Origin of the sequence: Thermococcus profundus, from assembly GCF_002214585.1 — an archaeon.
In the GTDB taxonomy this organism is placed as follows: domain Archaea; phylum Methanobacteriota_B; class Thermococci; order Thermococcales; family Thermococcaceae; genus Thermococcus; species Thermococcus profundus.
The window spans coordinates 822,692-837,699 of sequence record NZ_CP014862.1; the positions used below are offsets into that span (position 1 = coordinate 822,692).

The window sequence follows — 15,008 nt, forward strand, 5'->3', positions numbered from 1 at the left end:
GTGAGAGCTCGGGCTTAGCGTTTAAAAGTCTGTCGAGTATGTCCGAAAAATAAAAAAGAGAAAACGGAGAGGGGGCTCACTCCTTCTTCTCAACCCTGTGCAGGGGCCACCAGGCTTTCTCCCCAAAGAGGGCCATTGTGGCCGGTCCTATGAAGTACACCGCCAGCGTTGCCGTTAGGAGGACGCCGAGGGCCAGTGCAAAGCCTATCTCCCTGATGCCCCACGTTGCACCGGTCATCAGTGAGCCGTAGGTAGCCGTGAGCACGGCCGCTAGACCTACCACTAGAGTGTCCATGGTTCCCGCCGCGACTATCAGGGCATCCTCGGGCTTTCTCCTCTCGAACTCATCCCTGGCCTTCACGAGGTAGAAGCTGTTGTAGTCGATGCCGACACCCATCAGCACGATGAAGACCATCAGCGGCAGGAACCACATGACCTGCTGTCCGAAGACCCTCTCGAAGAGCCAGCTCGATATCGTTATGCTGAGGAGAACTCCAGTGGCTATCGTGCCCATAGTTGCTATGACCGCCGGCAGGCCCCTGAGCGTCGGTATGAGCGACAGGAACATCAGGAGGAGCGCCACTGGGAATATCCTGTGCCAGAAGACGTCGTTGATGAGGTTGCTGAGGTCGAGAGCTAGAGCCGTGTTCCCCCCGACCATTTCACCGGCGATACTTCCGGAGTCCTTCTCTCCCTTTACGATGTCCCTTATCTCCCTGACCATCTCCTTTGAGCGCTCGTCAGTGGCGCTGTACTTTCCAACGACCTGGATGAGAACCTTGTTCTCCTTCTCGGAGAGATAGCGGTCTCCGCCAAGAGATTTCAGGGTTTCGATGTCGCTGGTGTTGATGGCCTTCCCGTAGGGCATGGTGAAGGTGTAGACGTGCTGAACCCCTTTTACCCCGGCTATCTTTTCCGCTATCGAGTTTATCTCCGCCAGATCATCCGCGCTGATCCTGTGGCCGAGGTCGAGGACGACGTAAGTCGGTGAGCTGACCCCAGCTCCGACGGTTTTGTCGCTCAGGTCAAGGAAGTGGTACGTCTCGCTGTCCTTGGGGATGAAGAGCTTGACGTCGTGGGTTCCGTGGAAGTTGGTGAAGTTGTACGCCGCCGGAACTGCTATGAGAAGGGCTATTATCGTGACGACCTTGGCGTGCTTTACCGCCCATTCAGCTATTCTGCTCCTCTCGTGGAGGTCAACGTTTCCGATGTGGTGCTCGATGTGCCTTGGCCACCAGAATATCGGCTTGTCCCCTATCAGGACGGTTATCGCGGGGATGAAGGTCAGGCTCGCGAGGAGGACTATGATGACGGCCAGGGGCGCTATTACGCCCATCGTCTTGAATATTGGGAACTCCCAGGCGAGGACAAAGCTGGCGAAGGCTATGATGTCCGTTGATGCGCTCGCCAAAACTGCATCCTTAGCCCTCTTTAGGGCCTCGCTCGCGGCCCCGTCGTGGTCGTAGCCTTCAGCCAGGTACTCCTTGAAGCGGTGGAGGTAGTAGGTTGAGTAGTCTATACCGAGACCGAGGGCGGTGGTTACCGTGAGCATCTGGGCCCAGCTTCCAACGTCGAGGATGTCTCCCCTGGCGAGCAGGTAGAGCATTCCAAGGGCGGTCAGGGTAGAGGTCGCAACGCCCGTGAACGGCAGGAGCGTCGCGAGGAGGGCCACCCCCATCAGGATCAGGAGCACGAGCAGGGCACCAGCCACGCTGAACTTCGTGGTCTTGTCGTTGTCCTCCTTTCCGTACTTGATGGCCTCGTAGGTCTGTATCGGGGTTCCCGTGACGTAGGCCTCGACTTCCTTGAAGTCCTTTCCGAACTCCTTCAGGGCCAGTTCCTTGACCTTGAGAGAGCTCTCGTACTGCGCTTTGCTGGCCTTTTCCAGGTCGCTGATCCCCTCGCCGCCCTTCGGGGTGAAGAGTATCAGCATCGTCCTGTTGTCCTTGCTCTTCAGCATTTCTATGTAGTCCCTGGCGTTTTCGTAGAGCTTGGAGTAGAGATCGTCCGAGAGGGGTTTGACTTCGTCCTCGGTTATGGAATCTGGATCGTCCAGGTGCTTCATGGAGATATCGATAACGAGGCCCGCGTCGAGATCCTCCGTCACCGGGTTGTCCTTGAGGTTCTCGGATATTATTTCGAGTGCTTTTTCCCTTACGAGGGCCTCTGTTCTGCTCTCATCAATCGGGTATTCCGAGGCCACACTCTCGGCTATCTCAATGACCTTTCCCTTCACATCCTTGGGGAGGTTCCTCTCCTTCATCTCCTCCTCAACGCCCTCAAGGAAGAGGGCCCTGGCGATCTCACCTGGGGATGAGCCCTCGTAGAGCCTTTCAACCACTTCCTCGATGGTCCAGTTCCCGGGCAGATCGACGTTTCCCGCCAGGCTGACCACGACCTCAACGGTGGCGTTCTCAATTCCCTCTCCCCTTGCGAGGCCTTGGGGGTTGCTTAAAGCCGCGTTTAATATCTCCTCCGCCGTTTTCTCGGAATCACCAATACCTTTCTCCTCCAGCTTTTCGATGAGGCCGCTCAGCAGGATCTCTCTGGTCACTCTTTCGAGCTTCTCCGCGTCTCCCCCGCTCTCATAGATCTCCCTCAGGTACTTTTCGTCTATTACAACTCCTTCCTCCGCGAACGCTTTCTCCGCCGCTTCTATGGTCGCTTCCTCAAGGGAGGTCTCGTTTTTGGCAATGCCCTCCGCAACGTTCACAATGACATTGGCGAGTTTGGCCGGGTCTTTGACTTTTCCCTCCAGCCTCTTTGAGACCTCTTCAGCGAGCACCTCTCTGGTCACGGTCTCGGGATTCTTCCCCTCGTAGAGCTCCCGGAGGTATTTCTCGTTCAGGAAGACGCCCCTTTGGGTAAGGATGCCTTTGATGATTTCGATGGTGGCGTCCTCGAGCTCTTCAGCACTCGTTGAGATTCCCGGATTGGAGGCGGCGGTGTCGACTATTATCCCGGCCATTCCCTCGGGGTTCTCAGTCCCTTTCTCTGCCAGCTCTTCGGCTACGGCTTTTCTGAGCACCGCCTTTGCCACCTCTGAGATCCTGGCTTCGTCACCACCGCTCTCGTAGACCTCCCTCAGGAGGGACTTGTCCGTGGGAACGTTCTCCTCCTTTAGAATGGCCGCTGTGGCCTCGATGGTTGCGTTTTCGAGGAGGGCGCCGTTTGAAGTGAGGATCCCCTCCGCGTTGGGGTCGTATGTCATGGTCGCGTTGACTACGATGGGTGCAATTGACTTGGCCTCGTTTCCAACCTCCTCCATAAGTCCCTCTTCGAGGAGGGTTCTTTCGAGATCTTTCGTCGGACCTTTCCTGAGGAGCCCGGTGAGAACCGCCTTTGGGTCGGGAAGCTTGAGGAGCGGACTATCAGGCTGGGTCTTTGAGAGGTACTCCATGGCAAACTCAGCTGTCTCTTCCTCGACGGCTTTGGGAGTGGGATTGGGGCCCAGGGAGATGGAGACGTTGACCAGGAGTGAGAGGGTCTCCGAGTTTATCTCCCCGAAGCCGGGAACGGTCATGCTCTCCCCGCTGGCCGCTATCACCTCGGGGGTGTTTTCAAGGGCGGCTGTGGCCAGCTGGGAGGAAACCCTGGGTAAGAGATCCTCCGGAAGTTCTTGGACAGCGTAGGGGCTTCCGTGTGTTCTATCAAAACCCTCAACTGCAAGGTAGAAAGCGTAGGCGTAGGCTTCGGCCAGCTTTCTCTCGCCTGGATCGCTGAGGGTGGAGAGCACTATCCCTGAGGTAACGTTTGCAAGGGCGCCGTCCGTTACACCGGCGCTTCCGTAGTGGGAGTAGATCTGGCTGGTCGCGTTGAAGACGGCGTAAACGAACTCCACAGAAGTTCCGGTTGCGTTGGCAACGGCCTCGGCGGTGGTGGGATCGAGGGATCCGCTGGAGTAAACCCCTGCCGTGGTGAGGGCCCTGTAGACACCCACCGTGCCAGCGTAGGCCCTTCCGTAGGTTTCGTTGAGGGCGTAGAGGCCCCTGTTTATCTCCCATATTGTGGCGTTGAGGGCCTTAAGGGTCTCGCTTGTCCTGCTCAGGTTCTCGTGAAGCACAACGTAGGCCGCGTCGGTCGAGTTGATTGCCGTGCTGAGGTTTGCCATTTTGCCGTACAGGAGGGTCAGGTTCTCCATCAGCTCGGAGTAGACCTGGGCAGTCTGGTTCAGGGCGCTGGAGAGCTCGATCATCTGAGCTTGGAGTTGGGTCAAGTTGTAGCTGAGCTCGACGTAAGCGCCGGAGGTCTGGTTGATCGCATTCTGGAGTTCAATCATCTTACCGTATGCCTCTGTGAGGTTCTCCCTTAGTTCAAGGTACACCTTCGCCGTCTCCTGGATAGCTTCTTTCGTGTCGCTGATGCTCGCCGCGAGGTCGCTCATGTTCCTGAGAATGGTTCCGTAGGTTTCGTTCATCTCAACCGTCGTGTTGTAGAGCGAGGAGGTCAGATTGGCCGCGATCAACGTTACGTTCAGCGCCACTTCATCGGACTTGTTCCTGAGCAGATCAACGGCGTCGTAGTAGCTGGTGAAGTTGCTCCCGTACGTTTCTGCCTTGCCCTTGAGCCTCTCGTAGGCTTCCCTGGCCCTCGGATCGTTCACGTCTATACCAGTTACTATCATGTACGTCTGGTTCGTGCTCTGGGAGAAGCTCGGGAACTCCCTCTCGAGGGTGTGCTGAACCTTCACCGACTCAACATCGTTCGGAAGGAACTGGTCCATGCTGTAGTTGGTTACATCATGGAGCCTGCTTGCGAGCGGTATCGAGAGGAGTACCGCTATTATCCAGACGGCCACTATAGCCTTCGCGTGCTTTACAATCCACTCGTTCCACGCCATATCCACCACCAATGTCGCTTTTCAACATGGTGTTTCTTAACATGTCGAAATCCGACATGTCGTTTGGAGAAGCCTTTATAAACCTTTTGCCCGAAGTTTGGAACAAAGGTGGTGAAAGATGAGCGAAGACGTTGAACGACGAATAATAAAGGGTCTGTTTACGGTGCCTCTGAAGGACATAATACTTGTTATAGTTGGCCTTAAGGGTGAGGCCCACGGCTACGAGATACTCAAGGAGCTGGAGAAGCTTGCGATAGGTCTGTGGAAGCCCAGCCACAGCAACCTCTACACGATCCTCAACAAAATGGTCGAGGAAGGCCTGCTGGAGCCTAGGGAAGAATACCGGGGAAAGGTCAGGAGGGTGAAGTACAGCCTCACCCCCAAGGGATTGGAGTATTTGAAGGTCTCCAACGATCTGGCTTTGAGGGTTCTGTACACGGCCGTGAACTATCACGAAGCCCTCAAGCGGAAGCTGGATACTCTCGGTGAGAAGAGGGAGATGGACAAGGAGGCCGTCAGGGAGTACCTCGAACTGCTGAAGAGCATACGGGACATTCTGGACGAGGAGATAAAGACGATAGAGGAAAAGCTCTCCTAATGCCTCCCCTTTTTTGCCTTTTCCGGATTCCTGCGTTTCTGGTGGGGTTCCGTTCCTCCCCAGTGTCTCGGATGATTGGGGTCTCGGGCTTTAACTCCGGACCGATAAACTTTTATATACCTACAGCACTAGTTGAGTACAGAAAAGTGTACTACAAAAATCTGTACCTGGTGGTAGCATGGACGATTTGAAGGCCCAGCTCGAGGAGCTGAAGAAGAGGCTGGAGGTGCTTGAGGAGAACATCGACCCAGTTGACGAGGTCATGCTCTCCATAAAGGCCCGTCTGAAAAAGCGGCTTGAGGGTGGGGTTCTGCCTGAGATAGACGAAGAGAAAGCCGCCAAGACCCTGAAGGCCCTCGCCAACCCCGACAGGATAAGGATCCTGAAGATGCTCGCCGAGAGACCGATGGGCTTCAAGGAGATGAAGGAGATCCTGGGTGTCGAGAGCCCAACCGTTTCTCACCACCTCAAGCTCCTCGTCAGGACTGGAATGGTGAGGAAGGGTGATAAGTATGAGATTTCGCCCAACGGACGTTTGTTTTTGCGCTTGCTCGAGATTATAACTGCCCTTGAGGAGGTGGAAGAATGATGTACGGTTTCCAGGAAGAGAGTGGCTTCCGGTTCAGACTGGCCGAATATCTGAAAGCTCTCACGGCGCTCCTGCTTATACTCTGGCTCTTTAAGGGGCCGCTGAAGCTTGAAGCATACAACGACTACATGGTGTATGCGATAATAGCGCTCATCTTTGTCTTCGAGCTCCTGAGCGTCGGGAAGTGGTTTGGGGTAACGATAAGCGGGGTCGTTTTTGCCCTCGCCAAGGCCTCCTTTTGGACGAGCGTATTCCTGTTCTTCGGGAAGTGGCTGGGGTTATCCAAGACCTTCACAGGTGAGAACGCCACCATAACCGCGGGCACGATGTTCGCCTACGCGGTCGTCCTCTCCATAGCCGGCCTTCTGCTGACCAAGTTCGACGAGAGGAGGCTTGAATGGAAGGTTGAAAGGAATGCTTACGAGTTCAACGGCGCCTCTTTCGGCGGGGTCAGGCTCAATGGAAGCGGCAAGGCCTACCCGGTGAAGTTCGGAAGGAAGCTCGTTGGCTGGGTCATCGACGGCGACCTCACCGTGGAGGCAGAGACGCCTATTGGGAAGGTCACGAGAAGGCTTCTCTCTCCGGTTGCAGTCTGGACTTCGGAGAAGATTGCCGAAAAGAAGACCTCGCCAGATCCTGGTTTCGTCAAGAGGGCAAACGAGCTGATAAACCCCGACAGGCTCTACCACCCCAAGGACAAGGCGAGCGTCGTTGATCTGGGGATTGTAAAGGTCTACGAGGGCAGCGGCTTCGAGTACGTGAAAGTGCCCTTTGTGGAGGTCATAAGCACTCCCGCGGGGGAGGAGGTGAAGATAGGGCCGATGAGGTTCCGCGAGGGCAGGGTTGGAAGGTTCGTGGAAGAAATGCTCACCATAAGGGAACTCACCAACGGCTTCCAGCTAACCAAGGCCGGCGATAGGCTGACCATCAAGACTGAGGAGTACACGATAGAGACCGACGGGAGAAAGGTAACGTACAGAAGCGGCGATGAAACCCTGAGCCTTGGAGAAACCGTCTCCCTCCGTTCGGGAGACATCTCCGTCACCGTCGGCAGGGGGAGGGCCAAGCTCAGGATAGAGGACGTGGTTATCTCCGCCCGCGATGGAACTGTGAAAATCCGCGTCGGGGAGAAGACCCACACGATTGAGAGCAGGGAAGCCTGCAGCCTCGTCCTCAGGAAGGCGAAGGAGATAGTAGAGGAGCAGGGCGTTGAAATGGTAGAAGGTCTCGGCATAGACCGCGGAAAGCTGAACGCGCGCGTCAGGGAGCTGATAGACGAGCTGATGAGGTATTTGGGGTGATGGCGGTGATCTTTGAAAACGTGAGGGAAGTTGAGATATCTGCCGTGAACGGCAGAGTGGAGATTGAAGGCTGGGAGAACGACCACGCGGAAGTAAGTTACACCGTACACGGGGAGGCAGAGGTGGAAGTCGAGCGGAAAGGGGGGAAGCTCATCGTCAGGGAGGAGCCGAAGAAGAAGTTCCTCAACCTCTTCGGGAAGAGCGGCTGGGCCGAGGTTAGGGTAAGGGTGCCAAGAAAAGTCGCCGTGAGAGCCTCTACAGTGAACGGGGAAATAAAGGCAAAAAACGTCTCCTTCGAGAAGGTCTCCACTGTGAACGGAAGGATAGAGCTTGAAGACTGTAATGCGGGGGAGATAAGCAACGTGAACGGGAGGGTGAGGGCGCATTTAGCGTTCGCGAAATCCCTGAAAGTGGGCAGTGTCAACGGGCCGATTGAGGTTGAGATAGAGGAGCTTGAGGGGAACGCGAAGATAAGCACGGTGAACGGGCATATCAGAGTGGGTCTCTCCGACTTCTGCGATGCGACCATAAAGGCGGGCCGCGTGAACGGGGCGGTAACCTTCGAGGGCATTGACCCCGAGAACCCCGTGATCGGCACCGGCGATTACGAGGTGAAGGTCTCCACGGTGAACGGCGACATAACTGTTGAGCTGGTTTAGCTTTCTTTTTCTGCTCACTTCTGCGCGGAAGGCGGAAGTGGACTGAGCGGTCTAGTGCAGTTGTAGTAAGGGGGTTAGGGAAGATGCTCGACGACTTGAGGTCACTCGGAAAAAACTTCTGGCTATTCGCGGTGGGGCGCTTTATTTCACAGCTCGGCTGGGCGGTTCAGGATGTTGCGTTGCCCCTCTATGTTCTCGACAAGACCCACAGCGGGGGCATGATGACCGCATTCATCCTCGCCGAGATGATCCCGGCCATGATAGTAATGCCCTTCGCCGGGGTCGTGGGCGACCGCTACAACAGAAAGAAGCTGATGGTTTGGTTCGATATCGCGAGGGGGATTCTCCTCTTCGGCGTCCTGGCCTTCAACCTTCTGGAGCTGAACCAGCTTATAGTCGTTCAGGTTGTAATGGCAGTCATGGGCACGTTCTTCGGCTCCGCCACAAGCGCGATGTTTCCGGATCTTGTGGAACCAGATGAGCTTGAGAGGGCCAACTCGGTGAACTCTTCCATGAACATACTGGCGAGGCTGGTGGGGCCGGCCCTCGGCGGCTTTATCTACGCAGTCGGCGGCATAAGGCTTGCCATACTAATCAACGCGGTCAGCTTCTTCGGCTCCGGCCTGTTTGAGGCCCTCATAAAGTACGAATGGAGGACAAAGGAGCTTGAGAGCTTCTCCCAGGTTGTAGACGATCTGCGGGAGGGGATCTCGTACCTGCTTTCGAACAGGTATCTGAGGACCCTCATGTTCTTTGCCCTGTTTATGATGGCTTTCGGACAGCCATTTGGAGCCGTTCTCATGCCCTACTCATTCAGGGAAGTCCTTAAGTTCTCCAGCTATCAGTTCGGTCTTCTTGAGAGCGCCTTCATGCTCGGCGCCCTCGCCGGGAACATGCTGATAGGGATGAAGTTTGGCAGAAAGGCTGGAATGTATCTCTTCCACGCGCTCCTCTTCGACGGCTTCATGATACTTCTCTTTACGTGGGCAATAAGCCCGCTCTCAGCTTTTGATCGGACGGGGGTGTTCCTCTTCCTGGCGACAATCAACGTGCTCTGGGGGGCGGTTGAGGCTTTCTTAAGCGTCCCCTTAAACTCAAAGATTCAGCGCGCCGTCCCTAGTGAGCTGAGGGGGAGGGTGTTCTCTGCCATGGCGGTGATGATGCACGTTTCCGGGCCCCTCGGCCTGGTTGCAGTTGGGCCTCTCCTCGACAGGTTCCCAGCATGGGGGGTGTCACTCGGCCTCTGGGCCGGAATGGGTGCCGTGGTCGCTTATTTCTGGATGAATCACAGGGAAACCCTTCTTGCGGATGTGGGGGGAGAAAAGAATGGGAACGCGGAGGTTACTTAACCTCCTTTACCTTCCCCTCCCTCTTCTCTATGACCCTTGCCATTATAAAGAGCAGGTCACTGAGCCTGTTGAGGTAGACGAGTGCGTTCTGGCCGAAGCCGTAGTCGAGGACGAGCCTTGCAACCTTCCTCTCCGCCCTTCTTGCAACGGTCCTGCAGATATCGAGCTTGGCGCTGGCTATGGTTGAGCCCGGCAGGACGAAAGCCCTCATCTGGAACTCTTCTTCATACTTATGAATAAGCTCCTCCATCCACTTTACCTCTTCTTCCCCTATCTTTGCGTACTTCCCCTTGCTCGCCAGCTCTGCCATTAGGTCGTAGAGCTGAACCTGGATCTTTTCGAGGATCCCAACCATCTCCTCTGGGACGTAGTGCTTTGCCTCGCCGATGAAGCTGTCCAGCTCGTCTATCGTTCCGTTCGCCTCCATAATCGGCGAGTACTTTGCAACGCGCTCCCCGGTGAAGAGGCCGGTCAAACCCTTATCTCCAGTTTTCGTGGTAATGGACATTTTGACCACCAATCTCGATGGGGCAAAAACCTTTATTGCCTTTTTGGATGGGTGGGTTTTTATACTCCCTCGACCGTCGCCCAATGGGGTGAGAGAAATGGAGATAAGAGAGTTTCAGGACATGATAAGGGAGATCTACTTTCACAAGGATTCGAAGCGCGGCGTTGAGAGGACGTTTCTCTGGTTCGTCGAGGAGATTGGTGAGCTGAGCGAGGCGATAAGGAAGCGCGATAGGGAATCGATGGAGGAGGAGTTTGCAGACGTTCTGGCCTGGCTTGCGAGCCTTGCTAACCTGCTTGGGATTGATCTTGAGGAGGCGGCGAAAAAGAAGTACCCCGGCGTCTGTCCATACTGCGGGAAGAAGCCCTGTGAGTGCGAGGAGAAGTGACTACTCGTAAACGTTCTCCCGCTTTCCAAATTTAATAATCAAAATCAACAACTCATCTTTTTCAAGCTCGTAAATTACCCTATATCCTCCCAGACGCACTCTGAACGTGTTTTTACGGCCTTTGAGCTTTTTAATATCAAATCTTTCCGAGGGAATTGGGTTGAACCTGAGTTCTTCAACAAACTCATAAAATCTTTGTTTGATGCTATCAGGAGCTTGTTTTAAGCTTTTTAGTACATTTCGATGAAGAATCACTCTGTAGGACATAAAAAGTCCCTCACAGTCCGAGCTCTTTCTTCGCTTCTTCCCATAAGATCCCACTCTTTCTGGCCTCTTCAGACAGCTTGTCAATCTCTTGGAGTTCGTCCTCGGTGACTTCTTCCTCCTCAAGCTCCTGAATTTTCAGCTTGAGAAGCTCTTTTTCGATCTCATCCAGCTTTTTTCTCATTAATTGAATGTCTCGGAGGATTAGGGAGATGTTCACACTATCGCTCATGTCCTCACCACTTGTCGTTCTGTTTCGGGAAACTTAAAGCTTACGAGTCTTTTCGACCATCATCTAAGCGAAAAGATTTTTATACTCCGGAGAGCACTATCCTATGCAGTAAACCGAGGTGGTGTGCATGCATGAACTTGTGGAGTTCGCCGTTGAGAAGGCCCTCGAACTGGGGGCGGATTATGGGGAAGCGCGCTTCGAGGAGAAGAACGGCACTTCCCTGGCAATGAAAAACGGAAACCCCGAGGGGCTCTCGATAGAGGCAGACAAGGGGATTGGCATCAGGGTTCTCGTAAACGGTGGAATGGGCTTCGCCTCAACCAACGTTCTAACTAGGGAAAGCGTGGCCGAGGCGGTGAAGAAGGCCGTAAAGCTCGCTAAGGCCGCATCGAAGGTAAGGAACGAGCCGATACGCTTCAGCGAGGAGGACTTTCACGAAGTTTACTATGAGGTTAAGATGAGGAAGGACTTCCGCGGCGTTTCTCCGGAGGAGAAGCTTGAACTCCTGAAGAAAATCGAGGAGGAGGTAAAGGCTACCGGCGTAAACGTCCCGATGCGCTATCTAATGTACTCTGACCAGGTGTGGCACAAGATCTTCATGAACAGCGATGGGGCTTTGGTTGAGAGCGTTATTCCGCGCGTCTCAACGGTCTACAACCTCGTCGTCTTCGAGAACGGCCAGATGGAGCAGGCTCCATTCGTCCAGAGGGCCTTTGCCGGCGGGCTGGAACTTCTCGAGAGGGACGAACCCTGGAAGTGGGCTGTCAAGGATGTTCAGGCACTCAAGAGGCTTATCCAAGAGGGGCAGAAGGCACCCGAGGGGAAGGTTGACCTCGTGATAAGCCCCGAGGTCGCTGGAATAGCAGTACACGAGAGCGTCGGGCACCCCTACGAGTCAGACAGGATATTCGGAAGGGAGGCGGCCCAGGCGGGAGAGAGCTTCGTAAAGCCGGACATGCTCGGCGAGAGGATTGGAAGCGACGTCGTTACCGTCATTGAAGACCCAACGATACCGAACAGCTGGGGCTTCTATCTCTACGACGACGAGGGCGTTAAAGCCCGTCCGAGGTACCTAATAAGGAACGGAATCATCACCGAGTTTCTCACCAACAGAGAGTACGCCTACAAGCTCGGGCAGCGCTCAAACGCGGCCGCTAGGGCCATCAACTACAACCGCGAGCCGATAGTGAGGATGGCGAACACCTACCTAGCTCCAGGCGATCACTCCTTCGAGGAGCTGATTGAAGATATTAAGCTCGGCGTCTACATGGTGAGCTTCAACGAGTGGAACATAGACGATAGAAGATACCAGCAGAGGTACATAGGCAGAGAGGCTTATCTCATCGAGAACGGCGAGATAAAGCACCCTGTCAGGAGGCCCATCCTCGAGATAACGACGAGGGCTTTATGGAGCAGCGTCGATGCCGTTGGCAAGGATGTCGAGTTCTATCCAGGAACCTGCGGAAAGGGCGAGCCAGGACAGGGCGTTCCAGTCTGGATGGGCGGTGCCCACGCGAGACTACGCGATATTCCGCTTAGGAGGCCGTGAGGTGGTGGAGATGTTCGACGTTAACGAGTTCATCCTCAAGAAGGCGAAGGAACTCGGCTTCGGTGACGTGGTTGTCCTGAGCTACGAAACAAACCGGAGGCAGGTCCGCTTCGCCAACAACGAAATAACCATCGCCAAGAACTGGCACGAGAGGAAGGTCGAGCTCTTCGTGGAGCTGGAGAAGCGCGTTGCAGGAACGACGATAACCGAGCTGAGCGAGGAGAACATCGAGCGGACACTCAAAACGCTCCTCTCCAACATGAAGGGCATGGCCCCGAAGGAGGACTACTACGGCATAGCCGAGGGGCCGTTCGAGTACAGGGACATCTCGGAGACCTTCGATAAAGCCATAGTCGAGCTCGACGAGCCGAACGAGTACGTTGAGAGGGCAATAAACGCGGCCCTTGAGGAGGGGGCGAAGAGGGTAGCCGGAGTGCTCTACACCGACCACGACAAGATTTACCTCACAACGAGCAACGGCGTTGAAGCCTTCGACGAGGGCACCGGGATAGAGATAAGTGTTCGCGCCTTCATCGGCGATCTTGAGAGCGGCCACGGGACGAACTCGGTTCGCGTTCTCAAGAAGTTTGACCCCGAGAGCGCCGGAAGGAAGGCCGGTGAGATAGCAAAGCTCGCCCAGAACCCGGAGCAGGGGCCGGAAGGGAAGTTCGACGTCATCTTTGACCCATTGGCCTTCGCCAACCTGCTGAGCTACATGAGCTTCATGACGTCCGCCTATGCCGCAGAAGCTGGTTTCTCATTCCTCGTGAACAAGCTCGGGCAGAAAGTCGCCGCCGAAGGGGTCACCATCAAGGACGTTGGAAACATGCCCAACGGCTATGGAACCAGGAAGTTCGACGATGAGGGCGTTCCAACGAGGGAAACTGCAATAATCGAAAACGGAACCTTCAAGACGTTCCTCCTCAACACGAGCCTCGCCAAGAAGTACGGGACTGAAACGACTGCCAACGCCGGTCTTGTAATACCCCACGCCTGGAACATAGTCCTTGAGCCGGGCGACTACTCGAAGGAGGAGCTATTCAGCGATGTGAAACAGGGAATTTACATCACCAACGTATGGTACACGCGCTTCCAGAACTACGTTGCGGGAGACTTCTCAACCATTCCAAGGGACGGCATCTTCCTGGTTGAAAACGGCGAGCTGAAGCCGATAAGGAACATAAGGGTGAGCGACAATCTCCAGAGGATTCTTGAGAACATCGTAGCCCTCGGAAGAGACCTCTACCATATCCACTGGTGGGAGGTAAACACCCCGGTCTCGGCGCCGTACGTGCTCGTCAAAGATGTTGGTATAACCAGGGCGACGAAGTGAAGGTTGTGAGGTTTCATCTCTCCAGTTGTTTTTTCTTTTCTTCTGAAATCCCCATTGTAAGGACAAAGGAGCTGAAAGCGGCTTTTGGATGGACGTTGAAAGAGGGCCAAAACCTTATTAGCTTCCAAGGGGTGGTGTTAATTGGTGAGAGACTGTGCTTGAGATATTGAACGTGCTCATGCGCCTCTTCACTTGGGGGCTTGCCGTATACCGCTGGGGGAAAAGAAGGGAGGGGTTCATGTTTCCCCTGACCCTCGCCCTCTGGATAGATTTTCTGGCGGCCCTGACTCAAAGGGCAATCTTAACCGACCTGGGATGGACCCCCAGTGCAAACGCGCTGGCTCCTTTACTGAGCACGTTCGCTGTGCTGGAGGGTACGCTCTTCATCACGGTGGCTCTCCTCGTTCTAGACAGCTTTGATACACTCAAGGGGCAGCTGACCGTCCTTGTAAGCTCCGTTATTGGGCCCGCCTACGTCCTGGTGGCGGTTCTGCTCAACGAGCCCTCAACGATCCTCTTCGCGTTTCCCCTTCCCTTCATGGGGGCCTCTCTCATCCTCATGGGATACGCCCTCATCAAGGAAGAGGTCGGTGTTAAAAGCGTGGCCACTCTGTTCCCCTTGGGAGCATTGTTTTTGGGCATCATAAACCTCACGTACCCCATAACAGTTAAAACCTCTCTGTCCGGTTATCTCTATGCACTGGGAGCCATCTTTAGGGCGATGATATTCATAGGGATGCTGAACTACGCATTCCTTCCTGTGAGGCCTCCCGAGAAGCCCATAACAGAGCTCCCCACCGGGGCATTCTACTCCTCGGAGGCGAAGGTCCTCAGGATCCTCCTCCAAAAGATGCAGTCCAGCGGAAACGGCATTCTCATAACTAGAAACCTACTGCGGGGCCTCAAACCCAGGTTTCCTGTTTTTTGGGTGAGCAAGGTCTCAGAAGGCGAAATGGCTGAGGGCATCATGACGATATCCCCGACGGATATGGGCATCCTGATCGACCTCATAAGGAAGTACCTCGAAAAGGGCCACTCCCTTGTGGTTATAGACTGCTTCGAGTACTTGATGATGGAGAACGGCTTTGAGAGCGCCCTTAAGTTTCTGCTCTCCCTGAAGGACTACGCGTCCAAGTACGGGGGCACCCTAGTCCTGGTTACAGATCCCTCCGCATATCCAGAAAAGGAGTGGAGGATAATAACCCGGGAGCTGGAGAAGCTGGAACTGTAGCCCTCGCTGGAACGTTTTGGCATAATCAAAGAAGAAGCAAAGTTCCCGGATAAATCCGATGCGTTGTTCAAAGGCTTAGGATCTGGAGATATCTCTGCATATGCTTCGATTCTGTGGTTTTCAATGGTTGATATCTTCCCGCATGGAAACTGAAACTGGAGTCCGAG

At 54.8% G+C, this 15,008-nt stretch carries 13 protein-coding genes; 9 read left to right on the plus strand and 4 right to left on the minus strand.

Features of this window, described 5'->3' with window-relative positions:
• Positions 1-76: 76 nt before the first annotated feature.
• On the minus strand, positions 77-4,840 hold the full coding sequence (locus tag A3L09_RS04610; RefSeq protein ID WP_232473582.1) for an MMPL family transporter: 4,764 nt from the start codon (positions 4,838-4,840) through the stop codon (positions 77-79).
• A 118-nt stretch (positions 4,841-4,958) separates the two neighbouring features.
• Between A3L09_RS04610 and A3L09_RS04615 the strand changes: the two genes are divergently transcribed.
• The 5 genes from A3L09_RS04615 to A3L09_RS04635 all read left to right on the plus strand — a co-directional run bounded on the left by A3L09_RS04615 (position 4,959) and on the right by A3L09_RS04635 (position 9,336).
• Positions 4,959-5,438 carry a PadR family transcriptional regulator gene (locus A3L09_RS04615; RefSeq protein WP_088857846.1) on the plus strand — a complete coding sequence of 160 codons (480 nt, stop codon included), beginning with the start codon at positions 4,959-4,961 and terminating at the stop codon, positions 5,436-5,438.
• Between the two features lie 178 nt (positions 5,439-5,616).
• On the plus strand, positions 5,617-6,027 hold the full coding sequence (locus A3L09_RS04620) for an ArsR/SmtB family transcription factor (RefSeq protein WP_088857847.1): 411 nt from the start codon (positions 5,617-5,619) through the stop codon (positions 6,025-6,027).
• A complete protein-coding gene (locus A3L09_RS04625; RefSeq protein ID WP_394335185.1) occupies positions 6,024-7,328 on the plus strand; it encodes a hypothetical protein in 1,305 nt (434 codons plus the stop codon). The genes A3L09_RS04620 and A3L09_RS04625 overlap by 4 nt, the downstream gene beginning before the upstream one ends.
• Entirely contained in the window at positions 7,328-7,987 is a 660-nt protein-coding gene (locus A3L09_RS04630; protein ID WP_335755352.1) for a DUF4097 family beta strand repeat-containing protein, read from the plus strand. The genes A3L09_RS04625 and A3L09_RS04630 overlap by 1 nt, the downstream gene beginning before the upstream one ends.
• A gap of 20 nt (positions 7,988-8,007) precedes the next feature.
• Positions 8,008-9,336 (plus strand): MFS transporter, encoded by a 1,329-nt coding sequence (locus A3L09_RS04635; RefSeq protein WP_088857849.1) that lies wholly within the window; start codon positions 8,008-8,010, stop codon positions 9,334-9,336.
• Here the strand turns inward: A3L09_RS04635 and A3L09_RS04640 are convergent.
• On the minus strand, positions 9,329-9,844 hold the full coding sequence (locus A3L09_RS04640; RefSeq protein WP_088857850.1) for a cob(I)yrinic acid a,c-diamide adenosyltransferase: 516 nt from the start codon (positions 9,842-9,844) through the stop codon (positions 9,329-9,331). The genes A3L09_RS04635 and A3L09_RS04640 overlap by 8 nt on opposite strands.
• Positions 9,845-9,941: 97 nt before the next feature.
• Here A3L09_RS04640 and A3L09_RS04645 point away from each other — a divergent pair, with 97 nt between their 5' ends.
• Positions 9,942-10,232 (plus strand): MazG nucleotide pyrophosphohydrolase domain-containing protein, encoded by a 291-nt coding sequence (locus A3L09_RS04645; RefSeq protein WP_088857851.1) that lies wholly within the window; start codon positions 9,942-9,944, stop codon positions 10,230-10,232.
• On the opposite strand, the gene A3L09_RS04650 is transcribed toward A3L09_RS04645, so the two are convergent.
• Both A3L09_RS04650 and A3L09_RS04655 read right to left on the minus strand, forming a co-directional pair.
• Complete coding sequence (locus tag A3L09_RS04650) at positions 10,233-10,499, minus strand: type II toxin-antitoxin system RelE family toxin (RefSeq protein WP_088857852.1); 267 nt, start codon at positions 10,497-10,499, stop codon at positions 10,233-10,235.
• Between the two features lie 10 nt (positions 10,500-10,509).
• Positions 10,510-10,728, minus strand: coding sequence for a hypothetical protein (locus A3L09_RS04655; RefSeq protein ID WP_088857853.1), 219 nt, complete (start codon positions 10,726-10,728; stop codon positions 10,510-10,512).
• A 127-nt stretch (positions 10,729-10,855) separates the two neighbouring features.
• Between A3L09_RS04655 and A3L09_RS04660 the strand changes: the two genes are divergently transcribed.
• From A3L09_RS04660 to A3L09_RS04670, 3 genes are all read left to right on the plus strand, one after another.
• Positions 10,856-12,277: a TldD/PmbA family protein gene (locus A3L09_RS04660; RefSeq protein ID WP_088857854.1), complete on the plus strand. Its 1,422-nt coding sequence runs from the start codon at positions 10,856-10,858 to the stop codon at positions 12,275-12,277.
• 10 nt (positions 12,278-12,287) lie between these two features.
• Positions 12,288-13,610 carry a TldD/PmbA family protein gene (locus A3L09_RS04665; RefSeq protein ID WP_088857855.1) on the plus strand — a complete coding sequence of 441 codons (1,323 nt, stop codon included), beginning with the start codon at positions 12,288-12,290 and terminating at the stop codon, positions 13,608-13,610.
• Between the two features lie 154 nt (positions 13,611-13,764).
• Complete coding sequence (locus A3L09_RS04670; RefSeq protein WP_088857856.1) at positions 13,765-14,841, plus strand: DUF835 domain-containing protein; 1,077 nt, start codon at positions 13,765-13,767, stop codon at positions 14,839-14,841.
• Positions 14,842-15,008: the final 167 nt, after the last annotated feature.